Consider the following 26,863-nt stretch of genomic DNA (forward strand, 5'->3'; position numbering starts at 1 on the left):
CAATGTCCAAATATTACATTGTCCTCTTTTACAATCTTTGAAATTATAGTTTTAGATAAATCAGATGTCAACGACGGTTTTTGAAGCAGGATTAAAAATCTTTTGCAAAATTGATTGGTGTGAAATATAGGGAAATGCTGAATTACGAAGTTAATCCCTGTATTTCCTTATTTGAATCGAGGATACACTGATGCCGGAGTACTGTCGTATACTCTGTCAATATATGTGATGCTTCCTTACATACCAGAAATAATATATCAAAAACATTATCGATGTAGTTATCCAAGTAAGCGGATAACTTGCCTCAATGGTTTCGATCCGGTGCCATACAGGAACCGCAAACATAATCCAGCCTATACGAAGGACACAGACACCCAGTACGGATATGAACATAGGACGCAGACTGTCGCCCATTCCTCGGAGAGATCCGGAGAAAAGCTCAATGGCAGTATATGTAATGTAGAATGGTGAAAGATATCTTATCATTACCCTGCCGATCTGCATGACATTTGGATCGTCAGTGAAAAGCGCAAAGGCCAGATCCCCGTAATTATAGTAAATAACCGAGAAGAAAATGGTTATGATACCCATGATCACTGCGCTTTGACGGACACAGCTCCTTACTCTTTTGTAGAGCCTTGCCCCATAGTTCTGACCAACGAAGGTGGTTACACCTATTCCGAAGGAACTGGAGGCCATCCAGTAAAGTGCATCGATCTTCGCAAAGGATGCCCATGCGGCTACGGCATCTGTTCCGAATTCATTGATGGCTGTCTGGATAAAGACATTGGACAATGAATACATAAGCGATTGTATGCCTGCGGGAACTCCGATGGAAAGAATGCGGAATAGCTGCTTCTGTGTGAACTTAAGTTCTTTCGGTATAAAACGGTAGCACTCTTTTGTGGATGTAAGTGCTCTGATAACGAGAATGGCACTTACAAGCTGGCAAAGCACTGTTGCGATGGCTACTCCTGCTACTCCCATGTGAAGCACCAGTACGAAAAGAACATCAAGTATGATGTTGGTGATGCAGGAAACGATAAGGAAGTAAAGCGGACGTTTGGAGTCGCCTATGGCACGAAGTATGCCGGAACCCATGTTATATATGAGATTCGGAATCATGCCGAGAGCATAGATTCTGAGATAGTTTACGGTAAGATCCAGGACGTCCTCAGGGGTCTTCATCCATACTGTAAACACCGGCATCATAAAGAAGCCGACAAGAGTGAGGATGGCACCGCTTACTATGGACAGCATCAGGGATGTGTGTACAGTGATCCTGACTTCCTCAGGATGTTCCGCGCCGAAATACTGGGCGACAACAACCCCGGCACCTGAAGAGATACCGACGAAAAATCCTACGAAGACATTGATGAGCATGGCGGAGGTTCCGCCTACTGCGGATAATGCCTCCTTACCCACGAATCTTCCCACTACAACCGCGTCTACAGTATTGTAGAGCTGCTGAAAGAAGGTGCCCATGATAAGAGGAATGACATAAAGGATAAGTGAACGCCACATTACGCCTTCTGTTATGGAATTCTGGGAAGAGGTACTTGAAACAGAATTGTTTTTTGTATTTAATTTATTCTTCATACGCCTGCCTGTCTTTACTTTCTGCTTGGATGTAATGTTTATGGATAGAAAGCAATGATAAACATGGAATACCGTATACACTCAGTAAGTATTAAAGATACTGTAACGGTCTACAAGGTATAGACGCAGATGCTCAATAACACATTATTGTTGCTTTCTATGCTTTGATGGCCCAGCGTAATTTCGTAGAGTGAGCGCGTGGATTGATAAAGCACTCTTCTTTTCCCGGACGTATAACTTCCCGGGAGATATCACTGTATATTCCTGCGCGTTTCATTTCCTTAAAGAACTGCTTTACAAGCCGGTCTTCACCGCTGTGGAAAGTCAGAACTGCGATTCTGCCGCCCGGATTCATGCAGTCGGGAACCTTGTTCAGGAAATCATAAAGTACTTCAAATTCGCTGTTTACTTCTATACGCAAAGCCTGAAATACTCTCTTGCAGGACTTCTTTACCGCATCGGACTGTTCTTTTTCGGGTAGAAAACCGAGAGCTTTCTTTACAATGTTACGCAATTCGCTGGTTGTTTCTATATGTTCGCCTTTATGGTAGGCGCGGATAATCTCCTTTGCGATCTTTTCCGCATAGGGTTCATCCGAATTCTCTATAAATATATGGACTATCTCGTCGTAGCTTAAGCTTCTGAGACGCTCTGCCGCACTTTCTCCGCTTTCCGGATTCAGGCGGAGATCCAGAGGCCCATCAGTCTTATAACTGAAGCCGCGTTCGGGATTATCGATCTGCATGGAGGATACTCCGAGATCGGCAAGTACAAAATCAAACTTGTCGCCATTATCCGCGACGGTCTCTACATTTCTGAAGTTGGTACGCTTGATAGTGAAAATGTCTTCTCCGTAGCCCTTGTCACGAAGTCTCTTCTCTGTCTTCACAGACTCTATGGGATCAACGTCTGTAGCGTAGAGATGACCGCTGCCCCGGAGCTTCTCGAGCATCTTTTCGGTATGTCCGCCATAGCCGAGAGTTGCATCCATACCCACTTCTCCGGGTTTAATGTTAAGGACTTCAAGGATTTCATTTACCATGATCGGGATATGCATGCCGGCAGGGGTCTTGCCCTTCTGGATGATCTTATCAATATCTTCCTTGTATTTTTCCGGCTGATGTTCCTTATACTTTTCCTCGAATTTACGGGGATACTTGCCGCTGTATCGTTTGCGGCGGCGATGTACGGGAGCATCTCCGGTGCCTGATTCTGACGAAGCTGTGGTGTTTACGGAAGTCGGATCAGCAATTATATTAATGTCTTTTTCTGTGTTCTTGTCTGTCATGGAAACTTTATTTTACCTCTTTAATGATTGATTTAAGAGTATCTTCGTCAATGCCGTTCTCTGAAATTATGGAGTAGGCTTTTTCAGCATTCTCCCAGCTGACAGTGTATATTTTGTCATCCTCTGAAATGAGGCTTACTTCTTTACCGTCTATATTCTTTGTGACTTTGATGCCGTTTATACCTTCGGGAAGCTCCATTTCCGGGGCATCCTTATCTTCACTCTTTCGTATGATGATCTCATTACCGTCATCTGTAACGTAGGAAGCCTCAAGTATACCGGATATGGCGGTGAAGTACGGCTTTGCACCTGAGATATCATCGGGGAAGACAGCATTGAAACCGGCTCTTTGTGCAGCTTCTTTAAGTGTGATAAGTGAGGATTCCGGATTTGAAACCACATAATCTATGAGATTTGAGATCAGCTTTCTCTCTCTGGAAGTCACATCTATTTCACCGTTTTTGAAACCTTCCGCAATACCGGTGATGATATCCTGACTGAGTTCCTCGGCAGAGACAGTTTCCTTAGGCTGTTTTCTGGCACCGCATGAGACTATGAAAGGCATCGCCATAGTGATGAGGACGATATACAGGTATTTTTTGATATAACGATACATATAAAAGTCCTTTCGGGAACATCACAGGTTCTTTATCTTAGCCACATTGCTGTCGTCATGTTCCACTTCTTTTGAATACAGATGGGAAACATAGATCATATCATTGACGCCAATGTTCCCTTTCTTAAGCCATTCGGCAAAAAGCATGAAATATATCAGTTTCAGGCTCCTGTGTATGAGACAAAGTTCGTATTCTATATCGCCGTCGATGCATGTGTCAATAAGATAGCGGAATATAAAGTATACTGCTGTCTTTGACATCCATGTGTTGAGCAGTGAAGCATTGTCGGTAAAGAAAACATCAAGCTTTTCAAGCTGTGAAGGATCGTCAGCAAGTGCTCTGTAAACGGATAATTTCCCGGACCACTCGTCATTGATGGAATCCATGGTTTCGAGCAGTGAAACGAGATCTCTGTAATCTTCCTTTAGAAATGTTCTTTCACTGTCCTTTTCCCCGGGAGTCATCCCCTGGGCTTCAGCTATCATCCCTCTCAGGACTTCCATCTTTTCATGGAAAGAAGCCGGAGAATCCTGCATCATCTCTATACACCGGTTTCTGAGTGCCAGAACTTCTATAAGTGTTCCCTGTTCTTCTTCAGATAATGCCTCGCCAGGGACATCATTCTCTGCTCTTAAGTAATTTATCTTATCGCATTCTGTGTAAAAAATCCTGCCAAGTTCCATACAGCTCAAACTCATGTCCATCTGTTCATAATTACCGATGTCCATGAAGTATCTGGGGTACTCTGTACAGGTCTGGCAAAGGCTCTCTTCGCCTATGTTAATGTAAATGTCGCAGAGGTTTTTGTTATTAAGGAAGGGACAGCGTCTTTTTTCAGTCAAGGGAAAAAAGCTGTCCCCGTTTTCCTCACATATATGTTTTCTCAATCTGTCGCCGAAAGGACCTTCTACGGATTTATAGTATTGAACCGAGTCATCGTCTACGTCTACTTCCCAACCGGCACAGCATGTATCGGGACATTCACCGCCGATGCATCGGAAACGTTCGTAGTATTCAGGGTATTCTATGATCATTGTATCTCCAGTTTGCAGTTTGCCATAAGATTGCGAACTGCGGATTTATATTCGGGTAATGTTTTCGCCTTGTGGATTTCCTTCATATACTTTTCTGATCCGGAAAAAGATCTGCTGAGCCAGCTCCAGTACTCCTTGACCTTATACAGAAGATTACGGTCACTGCCCATCTCCGGACGATAGTTCTCTATAAGAACTTCATGGAAATGCTTAAGTTCATCAAGTGTGGCACCGGCACCACCGTTTATCTCTCTTAGAAGTGAAGGATTGATGAGAAGTCCGCGCCCCAGCATGAAAGTATCAATCTCCGGGAATAGCCCGGTAACCTTTTCGAAATCCGCCTTTGTAAATATATCTCCATTATATACAAGATGATGTTTGCATGACTCAATGAACTCACGAAATACATCATAGTGTATTTCTCCGCGATAAAACTCTTTCTGTACTCTGCTGTGAATGATGACATCATTTAAAGGATAACGGTTGTAAACCGGTATGAGATACTCGGCTTCGGTTGCATCATGTATACCGATTCTTGTTTTTACGGAAATATTTACATGGGGTTTATCTACATCTGCTTTACCGCAAGGATCATATGATATGCCGCGTCGTTCAAGAAACTCAAATGTATTTTCCAGAAATTCATCAAGTCTTTCCGTAGATCTCAGCATGCCTGAACCCTTGCCTTTGGCAACCACTGTTCCGGAAGGACATCCGAGATTAAGGTTTACTTCCCTGTAACCAAGTCTGACCATCTCTTCTATGGCCCATACGAACATCTCGGCATTATTTGTTATGATCTGTGGAACAAGCTCCGGAACTTTGTTTAGTTCAGGATCAGTGTCCCGGATTTCTCTTGTTGTAAATGAAAAAGTATCGTTGGCCGATAAAAACGGGGTATAGAAACGATCTATCCCCGGAAAACATTGTTGGAAGGCATTACGGAATGGATATCCGGTAATGCCTTCCATAGGTGCAAAATAAAATCTCATTATGGTTTATTCAAAAAATCTTTTATATCGGAAAGAGCTTCTGTGGCAGTGGATCTGCCGAGCTTATATACCCGTTCCAGTTCATCTGTATCATGCTCTGTTCGCTTTATATCAAGTGGTTTGGGCGGACGGATAACGAAGATCTCCCCGCTCTGTTCACGCTTATTGATATAGTCCAACTGAGCATTGTACATTATATGACGTTGTTCCATCGCTGTATAGATGGCCGGTTGTTTTTTTAGAAGAAGTTTGGCAGCAGGAAGTCCTTTCATTGCAGGTTTTCTGTAATCGGAATCCTGAGTCAGAATGACAACATTTCTGTTGTAGCCTATGTGTTCAAAGAACTCAAGGGGGATGGAGTTGGATATACCTCCGTCCAGAAGCTCATATCCGTCTACATGAACAGGCTTTGATACGAGAGGCATGGAGGCACTTGCTCTCATCCATTCAAGCTCATTATCTCCCCGGTCTTTGATTTCATGATATACCGGTTTTCCTGTTTTGACATCTGTTGCCACAAGATAAAACTTCATAGGATTGTCAAGGAAAGTATCCCAGTCAAAGGGGAATATCTCATTGGGGAGTGTATGGTAACAGAACTCCACATCAAATAGGTCACCTGTTTTTATCAGAGACTCAAAGCTTCCGAATCGTTTGTCATTGGCAAACTGAAGACTGTAGCGTATGGTTCTTCCGATCTGTCTGGATTTATAGTTACATCCGAATGTTGCACCGGCGGACACGCCTACCATTCCATCAAAGCTAATATCATTTTCAAGAAATACATCCAGCACTCCTGCTGTGAAAAGGCCGCGCATTGCGCCGCCTTCGCATACTAATCCGGTTTTTTTAGTTTTTTCGTTCATTGAATTCCTTTACGTAGTCTATAAACTGGTCTTCAGGTATGGGCTTTGAAAAGTAATATCCCTGAAGATAATCAACGCCTATCTCTGTCAGGGTATCAACCATCTCTTTGGTTTCGATACCTTCGCATATGATTTTGAGATTTTGATCCTTGAACATCTTTACTATACTTCGGAGCATGTAGTTTGAGCCGTCGAAATATGCCCATACCAGACTCTTGTCTATCTTGATGGTACTGAGAGGCAGCTGAAGTATCATGGTAAGATTTGAAAAGCCCGTTCCGTAATCATCAAGTGAAAAGCGGACTCCCAAATTGTGGAGAGTTTTCATCTGTTTTTTCAGAATCGCTATATCATAGGTTGCGGTTTCGGTTATTTCCAGATTGACTTTTGAAAGATCCACCCTGTTATCAAAAGCAAGATCGATGAACTGCTCCGCAAGATTTGGCGTAGTGCACTGCACCGGAGAAAGGTTGATCTCCAGATACTCAAGTTCCTTGAAAAGCTCCTTGTGATTTTTCATAAAGCGCAGAGTTTTCACGTAGATCTGTTGTCCCAATTGAATGATGGAACCATCCTGTTCCGCTTTTACGATGAACTCATCCGGAGGAATGCTGCCGAGCTTGTCATCAAAGAGTCTGGCAAGTGCTTCAGCCGAAATGATCTTTTTCTTTTTTGTATCATAAATTGGCTGATAGTATACCTCAAATGAATCATATTCCAGTGCCTTCTGGATAGCTTTATGTACGTCATTGTCTCTTGTCTGGGCCTTGAACATATCAGCTTCTATGACGTCATACTGGTTTTTGCTCATGGAAGCAGCAGAATTCAATGAATTGCGCACAACAGCCAGCAGATTGTGGGAATTGTCGCTGGCAAGTTCTTTGGGAAGATATGAAAAACTGATATCCAGCTGGATATCGCCTACTGCAGTGGTCCATGGTCGCTCGAAGCGGGAACTTATGGTTTCCATAAATGCTCCGGTGTTCATATCTCCACGTTTTATAATAGAAAAAATGCCGTCATCAAGATAAAAAATGACAACCCTGTCCAGAGAAGATTTGAAATTGGATTTCAGCATCATAGCAATCTGTCTCAACAGACTGTTGATGGTCATATCGCCGTAAGCATTGACAAGGGTCTGATAATGATGTACACGGAAGTTTAATATAGAGAAATTATGGTAGGAGTCCGCATATTCCGTTGTGAAATCGATAAATGCTCTGTAATTAAAACATGAAGCCTTGCCGCTGATGTAGTATTCCGGATTCTGCATCGACATATAAATGATCAGAAGTCCGAAAGCAACGAAATAGTTAATCAAAAGTGTTCCCGGAAAAACAGAGACCTGAAGAAATGCTCCCAATACTATCAGCGCATAAGAACCTAAAACCGCAAGCATCTGAGAGGTCACTATATCATGATGGAAATATGACAGATATACTGCTGAAAAAATGATATAGCAGTACATATAGGGAACAAGTATGTAGTAGTATGCCCATTGTCTTGTGTATCCATTTACGGAATCAAGAGTGAACAGTATATGGGTGAAAGGTGTGGATATGACGATTCCACACATTACCAGCATGGGAATCGATACCAGTACCTGTCTGACAGGCGATTTAAAGAAAGAATGTCTTGAGATGGACATAGTGTAGTTGAAAAACAGATAATACTCTATGGTCAGCATCAGAAAAAAGACAATATTAACCAGATAGAGAAACCATACCGGATACACTTCGTAATAAGCAGTTGTTATGGATGCTGCTATATTGATCAGAATAAGTGAAATATGACTTGATATGGTCATATAAAAGTACCGGTTTCTCCTGAGTGGCAGATAGTTCCTGGGTAGATACGACAAGAGCAACAGTATGGACAGCCCAAGTGCTGTGATTTCAAAATTAAGATTCGATTTCATCTACCGTATCCTTCCTGAAATTATCTTTCCTTAGTAAATCAGAAATTTGATATGTAGCTTTCATCAGGTACGATCATGATGTAGCAGCCGTTATGGCATCTTGAAAGAAGTTCGATCATATCAGATTCAACTACAGAAACACAACCTGCGGATCCCCAGGACTCCGGATTCTTGCAATGAAGGAAGATGGCAGAACCGCGCTTATATACAGTTGGATTGATATTAAAACCTATAGCCATTGCATATTTATAGCAGATGTTATATTCGATGAGGTGTTCGCCTCCTACAGGTGTTGAACTCTCCACCCATGTATTGTAGGTGCTCTTTTCTCCGGACCAGTAGGAATTGGCTGTTATCTCGCGCCATGTCATGGCAGTTCCCGGATTGGAACCAAAGCCAAAGGCGTGGAGTATAGGGAATGATCCGATAGGTGTTGTTTCATCGCCCTCTCTTCTCTCGTTGAAAGGCTTCAGACCTTTTCTTCCGTAGCCGCAGTAAACGTCCATATCCTTCTTCCAGTTTCCGTCAGTTTGTCTGTTCCAAAGGGTCAGATTATGATCGTTCACCAATATGATCTGGTCTGTAAGCTGAGCTGTCATGGTGTTTTTTAACTTATCGGAGACGGAATCAACAGTGGTTGAAGCATTACCGGAAGTGGCAGCTACGGTGGATTCTGCAGGTATCAGCGCATCATTTGATGAGTTGACAGAAGTACCTGAACCTTCTACAGATGCTGTTGCCCCGGAAGTACCTGTAGGACCGAACTCTGCAAATGCAGAAAACGCGGTACAGATACTAAGTGCCATTGTTAATGAAACTGCAAGTAAACGATGTTTGAATTTATTCATGGTATTCCTTTCGAGTTAACACATTATGATGCGAGTGTCAAAAGTATTGCCACTCACTGATTAGCGCCAACGCACACATTCGTGTGCAATGAGCAGGAATCCTTACAGATTCCTTTGAATCGCTCAAAGTTGCGTGGCTCCTTCGATTAAAAATCGTAGGCAGATGTGCTGCTGAACACTCAAACCTGGGTCCTTTTGCTATGCAAAACGACTACGTTATTCGTGTTCGGGCGGGTCATAAAGGCTCAAATCAACGTGCAAGCACGTGATTTGGTACTTTTGACCCTTACATCACATTATATGTCCTGATATCAGTAGTAAATAATTACAGGCATACCTGCTTCTACCAGCCCGTAAAGCTCCTTGGCCTTCGGAATAGGCATATTGACGCAGCCGTGTGAACCGCTGTATCTGTAGATATTGCCGCCGAAGGAACCTCTCCAGGATGCATCATGGAAACCGCAACCGTTATAGAAAGGCATCCAGTAGGTAACGGGTGATGCGTAGTTTGCACCACGGAGGACTACATTTTTGGCCTTATACATGATGCTGAAAAGGCCGGTTGGAGTACCTCGTCCCAAACTTGTATTTCCTGTTACACAGTCTGATGTAAATACGACCTGTCCGTCCTGAACAAAGTAAACAGTCTGGTTTGACATATCAACTTCGATGTATGTGGTTCCGTATTCCTGAGCTGATCTTTCTTTTCCGGTTGTTGTGTATACAGGCTCTCGTTCTACAGTTGTACCGGAAAGTATGTCTGCTTCAAGCTGTTCAGCTTCTTTTTTCTTTGAGATGTTGTAGCCGTAAGGACCTTTGACATTGATCATTCGTCCGGAAACGGTTTTGAAGCTTCTTGTGGTGTAGGCTGTATCCGTTGAGGATTTAAGCCTGCTGACATATTCTTCTACTGACTTTTTGTCCAGAGTAACAGTGCCGTCCTCTTCAGTGATGAGCCACGGATAATATGTATCCGAGTTTAATGTTATCTTCTGATTTCCGAAATCATAGGTTATGGAAGCGGAAAGTGCGTCGTTAAGGGATACGGCCTCACTGTTGAGGGAAGTATCGTCACGGCGGACGGAAGCCTTGAGATAACAATCGGAAGATGTAAGGTCAATATAATGAGTTCCCTCAGATATGGCATCCTTTATAACCTGAGATACCTTTCCTGCGTCCGGAGTATCTCCGTCTACCTCTTCCGCAATGGCGTATCCGACTCCCGGAATATAGTTCGTGAGATAAGCGTCTTCAGGAACAACAGTTGAACCTGCCTGTGGCAGTATGGTGTTGTTGATGATATCCATAAGCTTGTCTTCATCATATGAAACAGAAGCCGGTGCAATGAAATAAGTACCCGGATTCAGCATATAGTACGGATATATAAGCGGATTCTGCACACGTATATCTGATGTCTGATAGTCGGCGCTGAGATCAATGTCTGTACCGTTTATGACAGTGTCATTTCCGTGTATGTCACGAACTGTCAGTGAATAATTCTCCTGTTCCAATGCTGATAAACGCTGATTCAGTTCTTCTCTGGGAATCATGGAAAAATCTGCTCCATTGATGATGGTTCCCGGCATCATCTTATTCATCATAAAAGCCGTGCTGGCCAGATAGCCGGCAGTAAGTCCCGCTGTAACCCCCAATATTATCGCGATGCCTTTGCTTTTCACTACTAATTGCCCCCTCGTGCGTAAATATTATGTATACTGCATGTGATAATGAAAAATCATCACATGACTGATAAATCAGTCGTAGTCGACCTTCATCAGACATAAGCCCTGGGCTTCAGCGGTATATCCCGCGGTCTGTCTGTTCTTACTCTCTATAGTATCCTTTACGGATTCAGGAGTGCGTTTACCGAAACCCACCTCCAAAAGTGTACCGGTCATGATGCGCACCTGATTCTGAAGAAAACCGGTACCGTGATAATAAAATCTTATGTATGGACCGTTTTCCGATATTTCTATGTTGTCAATATTGCGGACTGTGGACTTCTTCATGTGCGAGTTGCCACAGAAACATTTGAAATCATGTTCTCCGATGATATACTGAGCGGCTTTTCGCATTGCTTCCGTATCCGGATGCTGTTCAAGAACCGTCAGGTATTTTCTTTCAAATACAGGCTTCTGATCACTGTACCAACAGCTGTATCTGTAGGTCTTTCCTGTTGCCTTGAAGCGACTGTGGAACTTATCTCCGCAAAGCTTAAGTTCGTTAATGCTTATGTCGTCAGGCAGGTACCTGTTCATATAATCACGAATTTCTTCTTCTGTTTTGTCAGTGTCCAGTATGACATTGGCAGTCATTGCTCTGGCATGGACTCCGGCATCAGTACGCCCTGCGCCGATGACGGTGACAGGGAAGGAGGCAAAATCCTTCGCTGTATAGGAACTTCCATATATCATGCGGGTCAATACCTGTTCAAGCTTGCCTTGAATGGTTAGCTCCGTGTTAGGCTGATGTTCCCAACCAAAGTAGCGGGATCCATCATAGCTTAAAATCATTTTATAGTTGTGTTTCATTGTTTCCTTTCAACCTCTGATGCGAAAACTTTTTTCATCCGGATCAATATCTAAAGTATCAGACTCTATGTGATCAATCCGTATCCAGCGATGATTGTTAAGTCTTTGTAGAAATTCGTCTATGGATGCATTATCACCCTGAACCTCACAGGATACAGTCCCGTCATATTCATTACGGACCCATCCTGTAAGCCGGAGTGATTCTGCAAAATGATATGAGGTGTATCTGAAACCGACTCCCTGTACCGAGCCGTGAAAGATAAAATGTTTACGTATCATTGTTTTTCGCGCTGTGACTTCGGGAGAATCTGATCTGTATTGAGAATCTCCTTTATTTACGGAACTGCTGTCCGGACCTATGCCGGATTTTTCGGATGTGATATCAAATTGTTCTGAATATTTTTTCAAAAAATCAAACAACATACATTGGAACCTCATTCCGCAGCGCACACTTTTCATCAAAACAATTGTACCATAAATTAAATTACAAAAAACTATAGAACATCTTTAAATTTAAGGACATACTGTTTTTTTCATAAAAAAAGACTTCGGAGACATGCTCCGAAGTCTTTATAAATGCTTTTTAAAGAATGGATTAAGCCTTCTTTGCAGCAGCCTGCTGTGCAGCAACCTCTGCAGCGAAATCCTCGTTCTTCTTCTCAAGACCTTCACCAGTCTCGAAACGAACGAATGTAACAACCTCGATAGTTGCATTCTCAGCCTTAGCTACAGAATCAACATACTGCTGAACTGACTGCTTGCCATCCTCAGCCTTAACGTATGTCTGATCAAGGAGACAGATCTCCTTAAGCTCCTTGTTGATACGTCCCTGAACCATACCTGCGATAACCTTCTCAGGAGCGTTTGGCTTCTCGTTCTTAGCTGCAGCTGTAAGAATCTCAGTCTCGTTTGCAAGATAAGCCTGATCAACTTCCTTACGTGATGTGTACTTTGGCTTAAGAGCTGCAACCTGCATAGCGATGTTCTTTGCCATCTCTACAACAGCATCGTTAACAACTGTTGACTTAACCTGAAGAAGAACACCGATACGTCCGCCGCCGTGAACGTAGTCCTGTACGAAACCATCGTTCTCTGTAAGCTTCTGGAAACGACGGATGTGCATGTTCTCACCGATGATTGAAATCTCCTCTGAAAGCTGCTCAGCAACTGTTCTTGAGTTATCAAGATCCCACTTCTCAGCAAGGAAAGCGTCGATATCAGCTGCTGAAGACTTAAGAGCCTGAGCTGCTACATCAGCAACGTATGTCTGGAACTTCTCGTTCTTAGCAACGAAATCAGTCTCAGCATTAACCTCAACAACTACACCTGTGTGCTTGTCATCAGAAAGCTTTGTGAAAGAAACACCCTCAGCTGCGATTCTGCCGGCCTTCTTCTCTGCACCTGCAAGACCCTGCTCTCTAAGGAACTCTATTGCCTTGTCCATATCTCCATCTGTTGCACCGAGAGCCTTCTTACAAGCCATCATACCTGCACCAGTCATGTCACGTAACTCTTTAACCTGAGCTGCTGTAATTGCCATTGTTGTATCCTCCTGGATTCATAATATATAGAAGAAAAATCTTCGAATGTAGTACGTGTTTTATGTATAATCCCGCAATTGACACCGGACTTATACAATAAAGAACCCAGCATTTAGCAATCTATGAAATTGTCTAATGCTGGGTTCTTGTTGTTTACTTAATTCTGCCCACGATTTTCAATCGCGGGAGCTACGCGAATCTGAGCGCTTCAAAAGAATCCGTAGGGATTCTTTCATTAATTAAGCCTCTGCAACTACAGAATCGTCACCAGCTGTAGCAGCTGCTGCCTCTTCCTCTGTCATCTCGCCCTGCTTTGCCTCGATAACAGCGTCAGCCATCTTGCCTACGATAAGCTTGATAGCGCGGATAGCGTCATCGTTTCCTGGGATAACATAATCAAGCTCCTCAGGATCAGCATTTGTATCAGCGATACCGAAAAGTGTGATGCCAAGTGCGCGAGCTTCCTTAACACAGATCTTCTCCTTTTTAGGATCAACAACGAAGATTGCATCAGGAATCTGCTTCATATCCTTGATACCACCGATGTTAGCCTCAAGCTTGTCCCACTCCTTCTTGATAAGGGCAACTTCCTTCTTAGGAAGAACATCGAATGTACCGTCCTCAGCCATCTTCTCGATCTCCTTAAGACGATCGATACGTGTCTGGATTGTCTTGAAGTTTGTAAGCATACCGCCAAGCCATCTCTCGTTTACGTAGAACTCACCGCAACGAAGAGCCTCTGACTTAACTGCATCCTGAGCCTGCTTCTTTGTACCAACGAAAAGAACAGTACCACCGTCCTGTACAAGCTTAACCATAGCATTGTAAGCATCGTCTACCATCTTAACTGTCTGCTGAAGATCGATGATGTGGATACCATTACGCTCTGTGTAGATGTAAGGAGCCATCTTAGGGTTCCATCTTCTTGTCTGATGACCAAAGTGTACGCCAGCCTCAAGGAGCTGCTTCATTCCAATTGCACTCATTTTAAATACCTCCTGGTTAAAATCTTCCATCTGATCGTGTGTGCTCACCGGCTTCGCCTGATGAACATCAGGTACCATCCCGGTTTTCGGTCAGATGTGCTTTATAATGTATCTTTTGCAATACGCAAAAGTCGCGCCCACCTTGGACGCGACTTGTAATATAACATAGGTTATTAATTTATGTCAACGATTTTGTATAAGACATATTTCCACCCTGATATGTGTACTTTAAGGAACCGATATTACGAGTTTCGTCATAAACGAGTAATCGCTGACAGTCTCTGAAAGCATTACATAATCCGGAATGGAATCTATATGCTTATGCCATGATTTCACCGTCTTTTTTCTCGCCTACGGCTGCTTCTTTCGGCTTGTTCCAGGTCATGTAATTGCAATCCGGATATCTTGAACAGCTGTAGAATATACGGCCCTTCTTTGAGCGGCGCTTAACGCATTCTGCACCACACTCAGGACATACAAAGCCGGCGTACTCGACATAAGGCTTTGTATTTCGGCAGTCAGGGAATCCGGGACATGCCAGGAACTTTCCGTGAGGACCGTACTTGATAACCATCTTACGGCCGCATTTATCGCATTCGATATCAGTTTCTTCGTCTCTGATGGTTATCTTCTCAACTTCAAGCTGAGCCTTCTCCACGGCCTCGGAAAGATCAGGATAGAAATTCTCAACTATAGTCTTCCAGTTGATATTTCCGTTGGCAACATTATCAAGAAGAGATTCCATGTTGGCGGTAAAAGCTGTATCCACGATAGTCGGGAAGTTCTTCTGCATCATGTCGTCAACTGCCTGCCCGAGCTCGGTCACAAATATATTACGCTTTTCCTTTGTGATATATCTTCTTGCAAGAAGTGTTCCGATGGTAGGCGCATATGTTGAAGGTCTGCCTATGCCGTCCTCTTCAAGTGCTTTTACAAGAGATGCTTCGGTATAATGTGCAGGTGGCTGTGTGAAATGCTGTTCCTTGTCAAAGTGAGTGAGCTTGAGCTTCTCGTCAACCTTCATATCCGGAAGAGATACATCCTTGTCTTCCTTGTCTTCTTCAGACATATAAACAGAAAGGAAACCGTCAAAACGAAGCTTTGATCCGCTAAGTGTAAATGTATAACCCTTAGAGTCAAGTTTGATCGATTCTGTATCATAAACCGCTGCGGTCATTCGGCTTGCCAGGAAACGTTTGTAGACAAGAGTATATAATCGTGCCTCATCTCTTTGAAGCTTCGCTTTGGCCTCATCAGGAGTCATATCAAGATCTGTAGGACGGATAGCCTCGTGAGCATCCTGAATCTTGACTTCCTTCTCCTGTGGCTTTCTTGCATCCTGTGAACCGCCGTTTACATAGTCTTCACCGTACTTGTCGGAGATATAGATCTTTGCTGCAGCATCGGCTTCAACAGAGATACGTGTACTGTCGGTACGAAGGTAGGTGATGTAACCGTCCTCGTAAAGGGTCTGTGCAAGTTTCATGGTCTTGCTTGTTGCAAAACCGAGGGACTTGGCAGCTTCCTGCTGCATTGTACTTGTGGTAAAAGGAAGCGGAGCCTTCTTGCGGCGTTCTGAGTTCTTTACATCGGTTACGGTGAACTCTTCGTCTCCGATGCTGCTGATGATCTCATCAACCTCTGACTCGTTGGATAAAGGCATCTTCTTGTCTTTGCCGTAAAATGCTGCTGTGAGCTTCTTTTTGCCGTAAAGCAGATGTGCATCCAGTGACCAGTACTCTTCAGGAGTAAATGCTGCTATCTCGGCTTCTCTGTCACAGATCATGCGAAGTGCAACAGACTGTACACGTCCTGCGGAAAGACCTTTACGGATTTTCTTCCATAATAATGGGCTTATGGTGTAGCCTACAAGTCTGTCGATGACACGACGGGCCTGCTGCGCATTGACCAAATCCATATCAATGTCTCTCGGACTCTTAATGGCGTTCTTGACCGCATTCTTTGTGATCTCGTTAAATGTGATACGGGATATCTTATCTCTGTTTGCCGCATCCTTATCCAGCTCGTTCTTAAGATGCCAGCTGATGGCTTCTCCCTCACGATCAGGGTCGGTTGCGAGATATATCTTGTCAGCCTTCTTTGCTTCTTTCTTAAGCTTTGAAAGCAATTCGCCTTTTCCGCGAATAGTTATATATTTAGGGTCATAGTCATTCTCCACGTCTACACCGAGAGAACTCTTAGGCATATCGATAAGATGTCCCATGGTTGCATCCACTGTATATGTCTTGCCCAAAAACTTTTTTATAGTCTTAACCTTTGCAGGAGACTCAACGATGATTAAGCTGTTTGCCATTTTTATGCATTCACCTTTATAAATTAATTATATAAATATCATAATTTGATTTTTACAAGCGTAAATCGAGGTCAATATACACCACTCTTTTTTATTTTGCAAGCAACAGTTTTCTGAAGCGGTGCAATTTGCAGACGTATGAAAGCGGTTAAATGACGGTTTTATAATGCTTTTGTGCCTGACAGTAAATAACAGATTTTCGTGTCAAATATGATGATGCAAGGGGCAAATGTTAAAAATCAAGTGCCTGCACGTTGATTTGAGACTTTATGACACACCCGGACACGAATAATGTAGACGTTTTGCGCGGCAAAAGGCCCCGGGTTTGAGTATTCAGCAGCATATGATGTGGTAAAAAACACCGGTGCGGAAGAATCTGATCTTCGCACCGGTGCCGGTTTTACAGAAGCGGTTCATAACGAACATTATGCCGTGATGACGGTCTTCTGATTATTCATCTAATAAAAATATCAGTCAAAGTTCTCAGGAAGCTCGAGAGTATGCTCTGCATTAAGCTTCTTACAGATCTCAACGAACTTATCAAGAGGAACATTCTGAACCTGCTTGTTTGTTCCTCGGATGTTGATGGAAACAGTATTCTCCTCTGCCTCCTTATCTCCGAGAACAAGGATATAAGGATCCTTGAAGTTCTTGAAGCCCTTGATCTTGGTCTTCATGTTATTGTCTGAGTAGTCAGCTTCAACACGTACGCCTGCAGCTGTCAGAGCCTCTTCAACCTTCTTTGCGTACTCATTGTGGTTCTCGCGGATAGGAACGATACCTACCTGATACGGGTTAAGCCAGAACGGGAACATTCCCTTGAAGTTCTCGATAACGATACCGATGAAACGCTCAAGTGAACCGTAGATAGCACGGTGGATAACTACAGGCATAACTGACTCGCCCTGGTCATTGATGTATGTGAGACCAAAGTTGTGAGGAAGCTGGAAGTCAAGCTGGATAGTTCCGCACTGCCACTCTCTGCCGAGGGCATCCTTGATCTGGAGGTCGATCTTAGGACCGTAGAATGCACCGTCTCCTTCATTGATCTCGAATCCGTCCTCGCCGTACTGCTCTGTAAGAATCTCCTTAAGGTCAGCCTCAGCCTGGTTCCAGACTTCGATGTCACCCATGAAATCATCAGGACGTGTTGAGAGTTCTGCACGATATGTTACACCGAATGTTGTGTAGATCTCATCAGCGATTGAGATGATATCCTTGATCTCGTCCTTGATCTGAGACTCCATTACGAATGTATGGTCATCATCCTGACGGAACTCCTGTACACGGAAAAGACCGTTCATCTGACCGGACTTCTCCTTACGGTGAAGAACGTCGTACTCGCTGTAACGGATAGGAAGCTCCTTGTATGAACGGTTCTTGCGCTTGAAGGTCATCATTGCGTTAGGACAGTTCATAGGCTTTGCTGCCATAGTGTCAAGGTTCTCACGGTTGTATACTACAGAACCTGCCTGGATCTTTACAGCCTTAGGTGCTTCTTCCTGATTCTTAAGGTTCTCGATAACGCCGTTGATATCGGCATCTGCAGACAGGTGTCCCTCGATACCGGGAACGATAAACATGTTGTTAAGATAGTGAGCCCAATGTCCGCTGATGAGCCAAAGCTTCTTGTTGTTGATGAGCGGAGCAGAGATTTCTGTGTATCCGTGAGCCTTCTGGATTTCGCGGCTGTACTTGAGGAGAGTCTGATACATTACCCATCCACGTGGAAGCCAGTATGGCATACCCGGAGCTGTCTCGTCGAACATGAAGAGCTCGAGCTGGGCACCGATCTTCTTGTGGTCACGCTCTCTTGCCTCCTCGATCATCTTGATGTGCTGCTTAAGCTCATCCTTGTTTGGGAATGCGTAGAAGTATACTCTCTGAAGCTTGTCACGCTTCTCGTCGCCTCTCCAGTAAGCCATGGATGCAGCGTGAAGCTCGAAGGCCGCGCTCATGAGTTCCTGGGAATTGTCTACGTGAGGTCCGCGGCAGAGGTCAACATAGTCTTCACCTGTGTAGTAGATAGTGATGATCTCGTCAGCAGGAAGATCATTTATAAGCTCGGTCTTGAACTTCTGATCCTTGAATATCTCAAGTGCCTCTGCCTTTGAAACTTCCTTACGGGTCCAGTCTTCTCTTCTCTTGATGATCTCACGCATCTTGTTCTCAATCTGCTTGAAATCCTTATCTGTTATGGTCTTGCCTTCAGGTAATGCAAAATCATAGTAAGCCCCATCCTCGATTTCAGGTCCGATGGCATACTGTACTTCCTTGCCGTAGATCTCGATAACAGCCTTAGCGAGAATGTGAGCAAGAGAATGACGATAAACCTTTAAAATCTCTTCTTTTTCCATTTTGGTTCTCCCTTGTGATAAACTGAAAAGCCCTTTGGGGAAGCTTTTTGAAAACTGCATGTAAAAAGCCCTGTGGATTGCTTCGTTGCTTTGCAACCGGGCTTTATACAATAAAAAAACGTCCCAATCCATGACTGTAGTCACAGATTGGGACGATAAGCTCGCGGTTCCACCCAAATTGCTGCTGCATATATGCAACAACCACTTTTTTGATTATAACGTAATCAACGGATCCGATTAAGGACCTCTCGGAGGTGGTTTTCACATCTTCTGCTGCGAAGCCTCGCACCAAACGGCTCCTCTCTGAAGCAGGCTGAAAAAGCTACTGTCCTCTTCAACGATTTATAGCACTTCCATTCCGGAAGTTAAATTTAAAGACGGCACTATTCTATTGCGTGCAGGTGGGAATGTCAATATTTTTCTGTTTTTGAATTCTTTTTTGTTTCCGGTGTTACCTGTTGGCTATGAAGTGGTACAGAAAATGTAAAAAATGACATTTACATTTTCCTTCTGTAGAAACCTGTCTTCGTGCACTCGGAAAACCCCAATATCTCAAGTTCGAGAAGTATGGGGGTGAGTTCCGGTACAGGCATCCGGCATTTTGAAACAAGTGTATCGAGATGAACTGAATCTGTAGTCAGGATCTCGTACACCGCTTTTTGCTCGGGAGTCAGATTGGAGGTGTCTTTCCCGAAAAGTATCTGTTCACCTTGGGTTTTCAGATGAAGATATTCTAGAACATCCTCCGGAGAGGTCAGGATTTCGGCACCTTCTTTTATTAGCTGAATGCAGCCTTTTGACAGTGGGTCGGTGATTCGTCCGGGAAGGGCGAATACCTGTTTGCCCTGTTCAAGAGCATTGTTGACGGTGATAAAGGTTCCTGAACGTTCTCGGGCTTCTATGACGATGACCACGTCGGAAAGAGCCGAGATGATTCTGTTTCTTGATGCAAATTGTTTTGGAAGCGGAGGAGAATCAAGGGGTACTTCTGACATGATGCCTCCGCTGCTCCGTAGTATCTCATCGTACAGCCGGTAGTTTCTTGCGGGATAACAGATATTGATTCCGCATCCCAGAACCGCAAAGGTGTGTCCGTTACCCTCCAGGGCACCCCACTGTCCTGCGCTGTCAGCTCCCAGCGCCATTCCGCTTACAATGCCAATTCCCTGTGAAGCAAGTACTCTACCGAAGGTTCTTGCCACATCAAGGCCGTATTCTGTTGAGGTTCTGGAGCCAATGATGGCTACGGTAGGCATGTCATCAGGTGGGAGGCTTCCTTTTACATATAGAGTGCCAGGTGGATTGGATATCTGTCTTAAACGTTCAGGATAGTCTTTATCGAGAGGTGTCAGTTCTCGGACCTGCATTTTGAAATTCATGTCCTGAGCTGTCATTTATTGCACCTCCTGCCATTTGATTTCTGGTTTCCGGAAACGGAAATTCCGGGATATTCAGGTGTTGATTCTGATTTTGAACATCTATTTTTTCCGGATACAGCGATCTCCGGTTTATCAGAGTCTTTTCTGATTGTTTTTGTACGTCTGTTTGAAAGCCTGAAAGCTCCTCTGATTCGTTCATTAGAATCCGGGCTCCGAAAGACTTCCTCAGTGGCACCATACAGGTGATCCTCGAGGCCCCTGTAGCTTACGGCTTCGCTCAGATGGCTGATACTTATATCCTGCGCTCCTTCAAGATCCGCGATGGTTCTTGCTACTTTCAGAACCTTGTGATAGGTCCTCATTGACATGGATTTAAGTTCGAAGATTCTGCCGATGAAGTTTCGGCTTTCGTCATTAAGCTTACAGAATTGTTCGATATCTTTCGCGCTCATATCAGCGTTAACGTTCAGACTGCCTGATGCCGCAAAACGTTTGGCTTGCAGAGTTCTTGCGGTTTGCACCATTTCGCGTAGTTCTTCTGAACTTATGGAGGATGTTTTGCTTGTGACCTCACTGAAGCTTACAGGAGACACTTCAACACATAGATCGATACGTTCCAGAATTGGTTTTGATATGCCCCGTTGATAATGTCTTATCTGACTTTCGGTGCAATGACATTTATTTCTGTCCGGGTAATACCCGCAGGGACAGGGATTCATGGCCGCAACGAGCATGCAGTCTGCAGGGTACAGAAAACTGCCGTTTAAACGGTTTATGACAACTTTCTTTTCTTCCAGCGGCTGACGGAGAGCTTCTATAGATGCCTTTGAGAAAAGAGGCAGCTCGTCCAGGAAAAGAACGCCCTTGGATGCAAGAGCTATCTCTCCGGGTACGATGCCGGAGGATGACGAACCGCCTACAAGTGCAGGCGTTGTTATAGTGTGATGTGGTGTCCGGAACGGACGTTGATTCATGAGTGCGGAACCTTCGGGTAGAAGTCCTGCGATAGAATAGATTTTGGTGATTTCGATATTTTCTTCTCTCGTGAGTCTGGGAAGAATCGTAGGGATACGTCGGGCTATCATGGTTTTGCCGGAACCGGCGACACCGGAAAGCAACAGGTTGTGTCCGCCTGCTGCGGCTATCAGCGCCGCCCTCACGGAAAATGACTGACCGTGTATGTCGGAGAAGTCTACAGAGTAAGACTCTTCGGACTTCTGAATCATGGGAGTCTCACGGGGATAATCACGGAAACTTTCTCTTTTGGAAATGATATTACACAGGTCTGTCAGATCTTCAACACCAAGTATATCCATGCCGGAAACCACCAATGCTTCCTGTGCGTTGATTTTCGGTACAACAGCACCTTTCAGTCCGGCATTTTTCATTTCTGTTACGATAGGGAGAATTCCGTTTACATGTCGTATTCTTCCGTCAAGTCCCAGCTCTCCGACGAAACCGTAATCGTCCAGAGAGAAAGAATTGTCCAAAAAGATAGACTTCAAGATGCCGGTGGCTATGGCAAGGTCAAAATAAGTTCCGTCCTTTCGCCTGTCTGCCGGTGCCAGATTGATGGTGAGTCTTTTTGGGGGAATGTTTATGCCGGCATTTCTGAGAGCTACCTGGCAGCGATCCAGTGATTCTCTGACCGAAGCAGAAACATTACCCACGATGACAAATTTAGGTAAACCGTCGCTTTCATCGACCTCTACTGTGACGATGAAACCGTCCATGCCGGATAAACCGGCACTTTTAATTTTTGCTAACATATAACCTCGTTTCAGAGGAATGTTTATAACCGTTTAAGAACATAGCATATTTCAGGTCGGCTGATAAGGTCTAAAAAACGACTATATGATGATGCAGCATACCTGCCTTCAATTTTTAATCGAAGGAGCCATGAGGCTTTTAGTGCTTCAAAGGAATCTGTAAGGATTCCTGCTTTATGCACACGAATGCGTGCTGCGCATCATATGATACAAGAGCCAAAAGAATGAGGAACATTCACTTCATGAACCACTCAAATTCTTTCGGAGGTTCTGCGGTTATGGTATGACCTGCAAGATGGTTAAGGACACCGCATAAATCTGTCGGGAATGTAAGCTGCCATGAATGAAGAAGCTGCCGGTTGACAGATGCAATCCCTTTATAATGCTTGTTTTTCTTGATATCGCCATACTTTGGGTCGCCTATGATGGGGTGCCCAATGGATGCAAGATGCGCACGTATCTGATGAGTCTTTCCGGTAATCAGGTGAACCTTCAGAACGGTGTACTCATCCGTACTTTTCACGGGACTGTATGCGGTATTTATCTCTGATGCGTCCTTGAACATTTCCTTTTTGATGATGACTTTGTTATGCTTTTCGTCCTTGAAAAGATACCCGCTGATTTTCTTTGTTTCGTCAATCCTTCCGCATACAATGGCAAGATAGTACTTTTCTACGGTACGTTCTCTCAGAAGTTCAGCCAGAGTCTGAAGAGCCGGAAGAGTTTTTCCGAAGAGGATGAGTCCTGAGGTATTTCTGTCCAGACGGTTTGCAATCCCTGGTTTAAATGTCTTGAGCTGCTGCTCTGTCAGTTCTCCTTTTTCGATGAGATACATGAGGCAAAGCTCGTTTATGGAGACATTACCGGGCTCTGCCTGCTGGCTGAGCCATCCTGCGGGTTTATCAATCATCAGAATATGGCTGTCTTCATATACTATCTGTTTTTTAAGAGCATCTAATGACAGACTATTTGTCTTTCTGCTCTTAATATTCTCTGCTCTTGAAGAGTTTTCGGCGCTGCCGGAGTTGACAGACTTTATGCCTGGCTTTTTTGAATGGCCATTTTCTCCGGAAGAATGTAAAACTCCTGTTATACCGGATGTTCCACCGGTCATTTTTTCCAGTGTTTCATCGGAGAAATAAATCTTTATAATGTCTCCGTCTTTGAGAATCTCTTTTCCCTCTGCCTTTTTATCATTCAGAACGATATTCTTTTTTCTGAGCATTTTGTAGATGAAGCTGGTGTTCGCGTTTGACAGATACTTGTGTAAAAGTTTGTCCATGCGCTGACCTGCTTCATTCAGTGATATGTTTAATTCTTTCAATGTTTCGTCTCTCTACTTTATGTTGTTTTTACCTGAAAAGTTGGCAAGTCTCATTCCCAGGAGAATGGCTTTTATGGGTACAAGCTTTGTGATGATCATAAGAGCCTTCATGGTTATGCCATACACAGATATTTCTGATTTCAGTATGCTGTCTCTGAGAGCCAGTCTGCAAACCTTTTCGGGATCTGCCATAAAAAGGTACTTATATACCGGTATATTTCCTGTGGTTTCGGCAATGTCAAAAAATTCAGTTCTGACAGGCCCCGGACACACTGCCGTAACGTAACATCCTGTTTCGTGAAGCTCTTCGTTCAGACTTCTTGAAAAACTGAGAACATAGGACTTTCCTGCTGCGTAAACGGCAAATGCAGGCTGCGGAAGGAATGCTGCACCTGATGCAAAGTTTATGATCCTTGAATGTTCTGACATATAGGGAATGCTTAGTTTACAGATGCCGGTAAGTGCACGTATGTTAAGGTCTATCATTCCCAGCTGATCAGCCAAACCTATAGATTTTACTTTGCCGATTTTGCCATAGCCTGCTGCATTTACAAGAAATACGATTTCAGGTCTGTTTTCATCCAATGCTTTTTCATAGTCGTTCAGGAAATGTATATCCTGCAGATCTGCAGTGAAAATCCTGCATGGAGTGTGAAGTTCATCTTTCAATGCTTCAAGGCGATCCGTACGGCGGCCTAATAGCCAGAACTCCTGAATGTTTGGAATGTTTTTTTCTATTGTTAAAGCCATGAGGCGCCCCATACCTGATGTTGCACCTGTTATGATAGCTGTTTTCATCATATACCTCGTTTTCGTTTCGATAAGTATACATTAAAACAAAACATAAAAAAACGGAAGTCATATGACTTCCGTTTGATATGCGGAGGATGGGGCGCTAGGCGCCAGTGGCGCCTGCTTAGCGCCGACCGAAGCGGAGCGTAGATTGAACCCACGTGGGTTCCAAGGACACTTCGATACGAAAAAAGTTCTCTTGCTTAGCAAGAGAACTTTTTGATTATGCGGAGGATGGGACTTGAACCCACACGTCCTACCGGACACAAGATCCTTAGTCTTGCCTGTCTGCCAATTTCAGCACCTCCGCGCGACTCGTATATATTAGCAACTGAATGTATTTATGTCAACAAGCATTTTGAAAAAATCGAGAAAAATTCTCTTTTTATTGTGACAGTTCAGTTGGAGATTGAGTTCTTATCAGAATCAGAGGGCATCGTTTTTAGATCAATGCCCTCTGATTCGAACTAACTCAAGCCCCGACTGAGGCATCATCTTCAATTTCTGTCAATCTGATGGATCTTATATCACATATCAGATGCCGGTGTAGCTTTGAAGTATCATTGGTCAGTCATTTAGCCGGAAGATCAGCAGTGACTTTTTTCTCTGCAGCCTTTCTCTTCTTGATGTCTTCCTGAACAGTCTTTTTGCTTACATCATATACTGCCTTACCCTGCTCTTTTCCGAATGCCTTTATAAGGCGGACATAATAGGTATGAAGGGTGTTGGCTGTGCGGCCGTACTTCTCTGCTGCTTCATCAGGATTTACGGTTATTATGGTTTCCGGTGCAGCGTTTGCTGCGGATGATTCCTTTACGGAATTCTCTGCGGCATCAGATGCCTTGACTTCAGCAGTCACTTTTGGCTTTCTGCCGCGTTTTGACTTTGTGCTCTTTTCTGCAGTTTTCTTTTCAGTCTTTTTCTCAGCGGTTTTACGGCTGCTTTTGCTGCTCTTTTTTGCAGATGCAGAAGTTGTCTTGTCATCGTTCGCTGAGTTATCATCCGAAACAGTCTCAGTAGCTTCTGATGATGTATCCTTTAGGACTTCCTGTGCGGTGTCGGCAGCTTTTACAGTATTATCGTCAGACTCGGCTGCACTTTCTGCAGTGGTTTCTTTGCCTGATTCTTTAACTGTCTTTTTAGTGCGGCCTCTTCTCTTCGAAGCTGTAGTTTTGGTGGATTTTTTCTTTTTCTCTGAGTCCTTCTTCACCTCTGTGACTTCAGAAAGTGTGTCTTCTGATGAAGCGACAGCAGTAACGTCGGTTTCGGAAGTTGCCTGAGAGAAAACATTATCAGTTGAATCAGCGGTAAGCTCTTCGTTGGATGTTTCTGCAGTATCATTACTGATATTTGAAGAATCTGAAGCTTCGGATTCAATCTTTGAAGTGAGCTCCTCTACTACTTTATTAACGAAATTAGCTCCGGCTTCTTCCAGGATATCCATCACAGTCCTTTTTTCTGTGGTGTTCTCCGTTGCGTCCACGGTCTTTTCGCCTTCAGTACCGTTAGAAATATTACCGGATTCGGCAGCAGTATCTTTTGAATCTGGTGTTACGGCACTTTCCTGATTCTCGTCACCGACTTTCTTCATCATGCGGGAAACCGGATCATATACAAACTGAACTCTGTTAGGGTCGAACTTGGGCTCGGTTTTTGCCAATGCAGTATTCTTTTCAGGTCTCACAACTATCGAGGTCTTTTCAGGCTCGGCCTTTATGATAGCCTTTGGCTTATCGTCCTGTTTCTGTACGGCTTCTGCCTTCTTCTGATTTTCGATACGGGAGGCTTCATTTACCTTGCTGATTCCGTCATAGCCGCCGTGATTGTAGACATTATCCTTATTGCGGTTGTCCTGTCTCTGCCTGCTGCCTGTTTTTGACGAAGTATCCTCACGTCTTGATTTATCGGCATTTTTCCTTCCGGAGGTCTTGTCTTCCGATCTGACACGATCTGAAGTTTCGTTGTTGCGGTTTCTGCCACGTGATGAAGCGGCCTTGAACCTGTCGGTTCTTGATTCGTGTTCTTCGGTGACAGCAGCCGGTGCTGATTCTGTTTTTACTTCTTCCTTCTCCTGAGTCGAAGCCGCATTGCTAAGCTGCTTTGCAAGCTGGTCTGCCGGAGTTTCTCCCATCAGAGGATTCGGAATAAGTGATGCCGGCTCAGATACTTCTGTGAAGTTGATGTGTTTGTTTTTTCTGCGCTGATTCATCCTGCTTAATGTAGGACGGGTAGGAATCGTGTTCATGGTGGCAAATGACTCTACCAGAGTAGCCTTCTGTGCGCGTTCCTTGCACAAGCGAATACGTTCATCATCATTTTTTTCAGAGTTAAGAAAACATTCTCTGATTGTTTCACCAAGTAATATCTCGGCGCCTCTAAGGCTGTGCCAGAAGTCCCGGACAGCGGCGTAGCCCTTGTCCTTGGAAACGATACATATCTTCTCCCCCGACTCAAGGAACATACCGGTTGTGGAGGCAATGTACATATCGAGAGCATTGCTGTGCTGCTTTAGAAGTTTAACAAGACTTACATGTACATTTCTGCTTTTTAAATCGGTAACCATACCGCGTGTTACAGCACTGTTCTCATCACTGTAGTACATAACCAGGGTGTCGTTTTCATTGAGGTACTCGTATCCATCAAGCCCGGATACATGGGTGTTTTCAAAATCAACTAAAATTATCACGAGATTTCTCCTGCAAATATAG

At 44.0% G+C, this 26,863-nt stretch carries 20 protein-coding genes, 1 tRNA gene and 1 other annotated feature; all 21 genes read right to left on the bottom strand.

Annotated elements, in window-relative coordinates:
• Positions 1–216: 216 nt before the first annotated feature.
• The 21 genes from BM294_RS01125 to BM294_RS15765 all read right to left on the bottom strand — a co-directional run bounded on the left by BM294_RS01125 (position 217) and on the right by BM294_RS15765 (position 26,841).
• Positions 217–1,599, bottom strand: a complete 1,383-nt coding sequence (locus tag BM294_RS01125) for an MATE family efflux transporter (RefSeq protein ID WP_091204064.1) — start codon at positions 1,597–1,599, stop codon at positions 217–219.
• Positions 1,600–1,756: 157 nt separating this feature from the next.
• Positions 1,757–2,887 carry a 16S rRNA (cytosine(1402)-N(4))-methyltransferase RsmH gene (rsmH, locus tag BM294_RS01130; protein ID WP_091204067.1) on the bottom strand — a complete coding sequence of 377 codons (1,131 nt, stop codon included), beginning with the start codon at positions 2,885–2,887 and terminating at the stop codon, positions 1,757–1,759.
• A gap of 7 nt (positions 2,888–2,894) precedes the next feature.
• Positions 2,895–3,503, bottom strand: a complete 609-nt coding sequence (locus BM294_RS01135; RefSeq protein WP_091204069.1) for a DUF4367 domain-containing protein — start codon at positions 3,501–3,503, stop codon at positions 2,895–2,897.
• A gap of 21 nt (positions 3,504–3,524) precedes the next feature.
• Entirely contained in the window at positions 3,525–4,538 is a 1,014-nt protein-coding gene (gene fliB, locus BM294_RS01140) for a flagellin lysine-N-methylase (RefSeq protein WP_091204070.1), read from the bottom strand.
• A complete protein-coding gene (locus BM294_RS01145; RefSeq protein WP_091204071.1) occupies positions 4,535–5,530 on the bottom strand; it encodes a tRNA dihydrouridine synthase in 996 nt (331 codons plus the stop codon). The genes fliB and BM294_RS01145 overlap by 4 nt, the downstream gene beginning before the upstream one ends.
• A complete protein-coding gene (locus BM294_RS01150) occupies positions 5,530–6,396 on the bottom strand; it encodes a patatin-like phospholipase family protein (RefSeq protein WP_091204075.1) in 867 nt (288 codons plus the stop codon). Before BM294_RS01150 ends, BM294_RS01145 begins: the two co-directional genes overlap by 1 nt.
• Positions 6,380–8,314, bottom strand: a complete 1,935-nt coding sequence (locus BM294_RS01155) for an EAL domain-containing protein (protein ID WP_091204077.1) — start codon at positions 8,312–8,314, stop codon at positions 6,380–6,382. Before BM294_RS01155 ends, BM294_RS01150 begins: the two co-directional genes overlap by 17 nt.
• A 38-nt stretch (positions 8,315–8,352) precedes the next feature.
• Positions 8,353–9,162, bottom strand: a complete 810-nt coding sequence (locus BM294_RS01160; RefSeq protein WP_242944375.1) for a L,D-transpeptidase family protein — start codon at positions 9,160–9,162, stop codon at positions 8,353–8,355.
• Between the two features lie 311 nt (positions 9,163–9,473).
• Positions 9,474–10,841, bottom strand: a complete 1,368-nt coding sequence (locus BM294_RS01165; RefSeq protein WP_091204078.1) for a L,D-transpeptidase family protein — start codon at positions 10,839–10,841, stop codon at positions 9,474–9,476.
• A 75-nt stretch (positions 10,842–10,916) separates the two neighbouring features.
• On the bottom strand, positions 10,917–11,693 hold the full coding sequence (gene truA / locus BM294_RS01170) for a tRNA pseudouridine(38-40) synthase TruA (RefSeq protein ID WP_091204080.1): 777 nt from the start codon (positions 11,691–11,693) through the stop codon (positions 10,917–10,919).
• A gap of 9 nt (positions 11,694–11,702) precedes the next feature.
• Positions 11,703–12,116, bottom strand: a complete 414-nt coding sequence (locus BM294_RS01175; protein ID WP_242944376.1) for an acylphosphatase — start codon at positions 12,114–12,116, stop codon at positions 11,703–11,705.
• Between the two features lie 172 nt (positions 12,117–12,288).
• A complete protein-coding gene (gene tsf, locus BM294_RS01180; RefSeq protein ID WP_091204082.1) occupies positions 12,289–13,233 on the bottom strand; it encodes a translation elongation factor Ts in 945 nt (314 codons plus the stop codon).
• 240 nt (positions 13,234–13,473) lie between these two features.
• Positions 13,474–14,220, bottom strand: coding sequence for a 30S ribosomal protein S2 (gene rpsB, locus BM294_RS01185; protein WP_091204083.1), 747 nt, complete (start codon positions 14,218–14,220; stop codon positions 13,474–13,476).
• 319 nt (positions 14,221–14,539) lie between these two features.
• Positions 14,540–16,534 carry a type I DNA topoisomerase gene (topA, locus tag BM294_RS01190; protein WP_091204085.1) on the bottom strand — a complete coding sequence of 665 codons (1,995 nt, stop codon included), beginning with the start codon at positions 16,532–16,534 and terminating at the stop codon, positions 14,540–14,542.
• 470 nt (positions 16,535–17,004) lie between these two features.
• The gene (locus BM294_RS01195) at positions 17,005–18,891 is read right to left on the bottom strand and encodes a threonine--tRNA ligase (RefSeq protein ID WP_091204087.1); all 1,887 of its coding nucleotides are present in this window, start codon (positions 18,889–18,891) and stop codon (positions 17,005–17,007) included.
• Positions 18,892–19,036: 145 nt separating this feature from the next.
• Positions 19,037–19,238, bottom strand: a binding site (T-box leader).
• A 150-nt stretch (positions 19,239–19,388) separates the two neighbouring features.
• Entirely contained in the window at positions 19,389–20,285 is an 897-nt protein-coding gene (dprA, locus tag BM294_RS01200) for a DNA-processing protein DprA (protein WP_242944377.1), read from the bottom strand.
• On the bottom strand, positions 20,282–22,039 hold the full coding sequence (locus tag BM294_RS01205) for a YifB family Mg chelatase-like AAA ATPase (RefSeq protein ID WP_091204089.1): 1,758 nt from the start codon (positions 22,037–22,039) through the stop codon (positions 20,282–20,284). The genes dprA and BM294_RS01205 overlap by 4 nt, the downstream gene beginning before the upstream one ends.
• Before the next feature lie 235 nt (positions 22,040–22,274).
• Positions 22,275–23,321: an RluA family pseudouridine synthase gene (locus tag BM294_RS01210; protein WP_091204091.1), complete on the bottom strand. Its 1,047-nt coding sequence runs from the start codon at positions 23,319–23,321 to the stop codon at positions 22,275–22,277.
• A 54-nt stretch (positions 23,322–23,375) separates the two neighbouring features.
• Positions 23,376–24,164, bottom strand: a complete 789-nt coding sequence (locus tag BM294_RS01215) for an SDR family NAD(P)-dependent oxidoreductase (RefSeq protein ID WP_330389730.1) — start codon at positions 24,162–24,164, stop codon at positions 23,376–23,378.
• 217 nt (positions 24,165–24,381) lie between these two features.
• Positions 24,382–24,465 (bottom strand) — tRNA-Leu (locus tag BM294_RS01220).
• Positions 24,466–24,726: 261 nt separating this feature from the next.
• The gene (locus BM294_RS15765) at positions 24,727–26,841 is read right to left on the bottom strand and encodes a PIN domain-containing protein (RefSeq protein WP_175494394.1); all 2,115 of its coding nucleotides are present in this window, start codon (positions 26,839–26,841) and stop codon (positions 24,727–24,729) included.
• Between the last annotated feature and the right edge of the window lie 22 nt (positions 26,842–26,863).

Source organism: Oribacterium sp. WCC10 (genome assembly GCF_900113415.1).
Lineage (GTDB): Bacteria > Bacillota > Clostridia > Lachnospirales > Lachnospiraceae > Oribacterium.

Excerpts from the sequence above, each read along its gene's own strand:
- BM294_RS01205 (WP_091204089.1), bottom strand. The coding sequence starts at position 22,039 with ATGTTAGCAAAAATTAAAAGTGCCGGTTTATCCGGCATGGACGGTTTC.
- BM294_RS01145 (WP_091204071.1), bottom strand. The coding sequence starts at position 5,530 with ATGAGATTTTATTTTGCACCTATGGAAGGCATTACCGGATATCCATTC.
- topA (WP_091204085.1), bottom strand. The coding sequence starts at position 16,534 with ATGGCAAACAGCTTAATCATCGTTGAGTCTCCTGCAAAGGTTAAGACT.
- BM294_RS01125 (WP_091204064.1), bottom strand. The coding sequence starts at position 1,599 with ATGAAGAATAAATTAAATACAAAAAACAATTCTGTTTCAAGTACCTCT.
- rsmH (WP_091204067.1), bottom strand. The coding sequence starts at position 2,887 with ATGACAGACAAGAACACAGAAAAAGACATTAATATAATTGCTGATCCG.
- fliB (WP_091204070.1), bottom strand. The coding sequence starts at position 4,538 with ATGATCATAGAATACCCTGAATACTACGAACGTTTCCGATGCATCGGC.
- BM294_RS01160 (WP_242944375.1), bottom strand. The coding sequence starts at position 9,162 with ATGAATAAATTCAAACATCGTTTACTTGCAGTTTCATTAACAATGGCA.
- tsf (WP_091204082.1), bottom strand. The coding sequence starts at position 13,233 with ATGGCAATTACAGCAGCTCAGGTTAAAGAGTTACGTGACATGACTGGT.
- BM294_RS01135 (WP_091204069.1), bottom strand. The coding sequence starts at position 3,503 with ATGTATCGTTATATCAAAAAATACCTGTATATCGTCCTCATCACTATG.
- rpsB (WP_091204083.1), bottom strand. The coding sequence starts at position 14,220 with ATGAGTGCAATTGGAATGAAGCAGCTCCTTGAGGCTGGCGTACACTTT.
- truA (WP_091204080.1), bottom strand. The coding sequence starts at position 11,693 with ATGAAACACAACTATAAAATGATTTTAAGCTATGATGGATCCCGCTAC.
- BM294_RS01175 (WP_242944376.1), bottom strand. The coding sequence starts at position 12,116 with ATGTTGTTTGATTTTTTGAAAAAATATTCAGAACAATTTGATATCACA.
- BM294_RS01195 (WP_091204087.1), bottom strand. The coding sequence starts at position 18,891 with ATGGAAAAAGAAGAGATTTTAAAGGTTTATCGTCATTCTCTTGCTCAC.
- dprA (WP_242944377.1), bottom strand. The coding sequence starts at position 20,285 with ATGACAGCTCAGGACATGAATTTCAAAATGCAGGTCCGAGAACTGACA.
- BM294_RS01150 (WP_091204075.1), bottom strand. The coding sequence starts at position 6,396 with ATGAACGAAAAAACTAAAAAAACCGGATTAGTATGCGAAGGCGGCGCA.
- BM294_RS01210 (WP_091204091.1), bottom strand. The coding sequence starts at position 23,321 with ATGGACAAACTTTTACACAAGTATCTGTCAAACGCGAACACCAGCTTC.
- BM294_RS01215 (WP_330389730.1), bottom strand. The coding sequence starts at position 24,164 with ATGATGAAAACAGCTATCATAACAGGTGCAACATCAGGTATGGGGCGC.
- BM294_RS01155 (WP_091204077.1), bottom strand. The coding sequence starts at position 8,314 with ATGAAATCGAATCTTAATTTTGAAATCACAGCACTTGGGCTGTCCATA.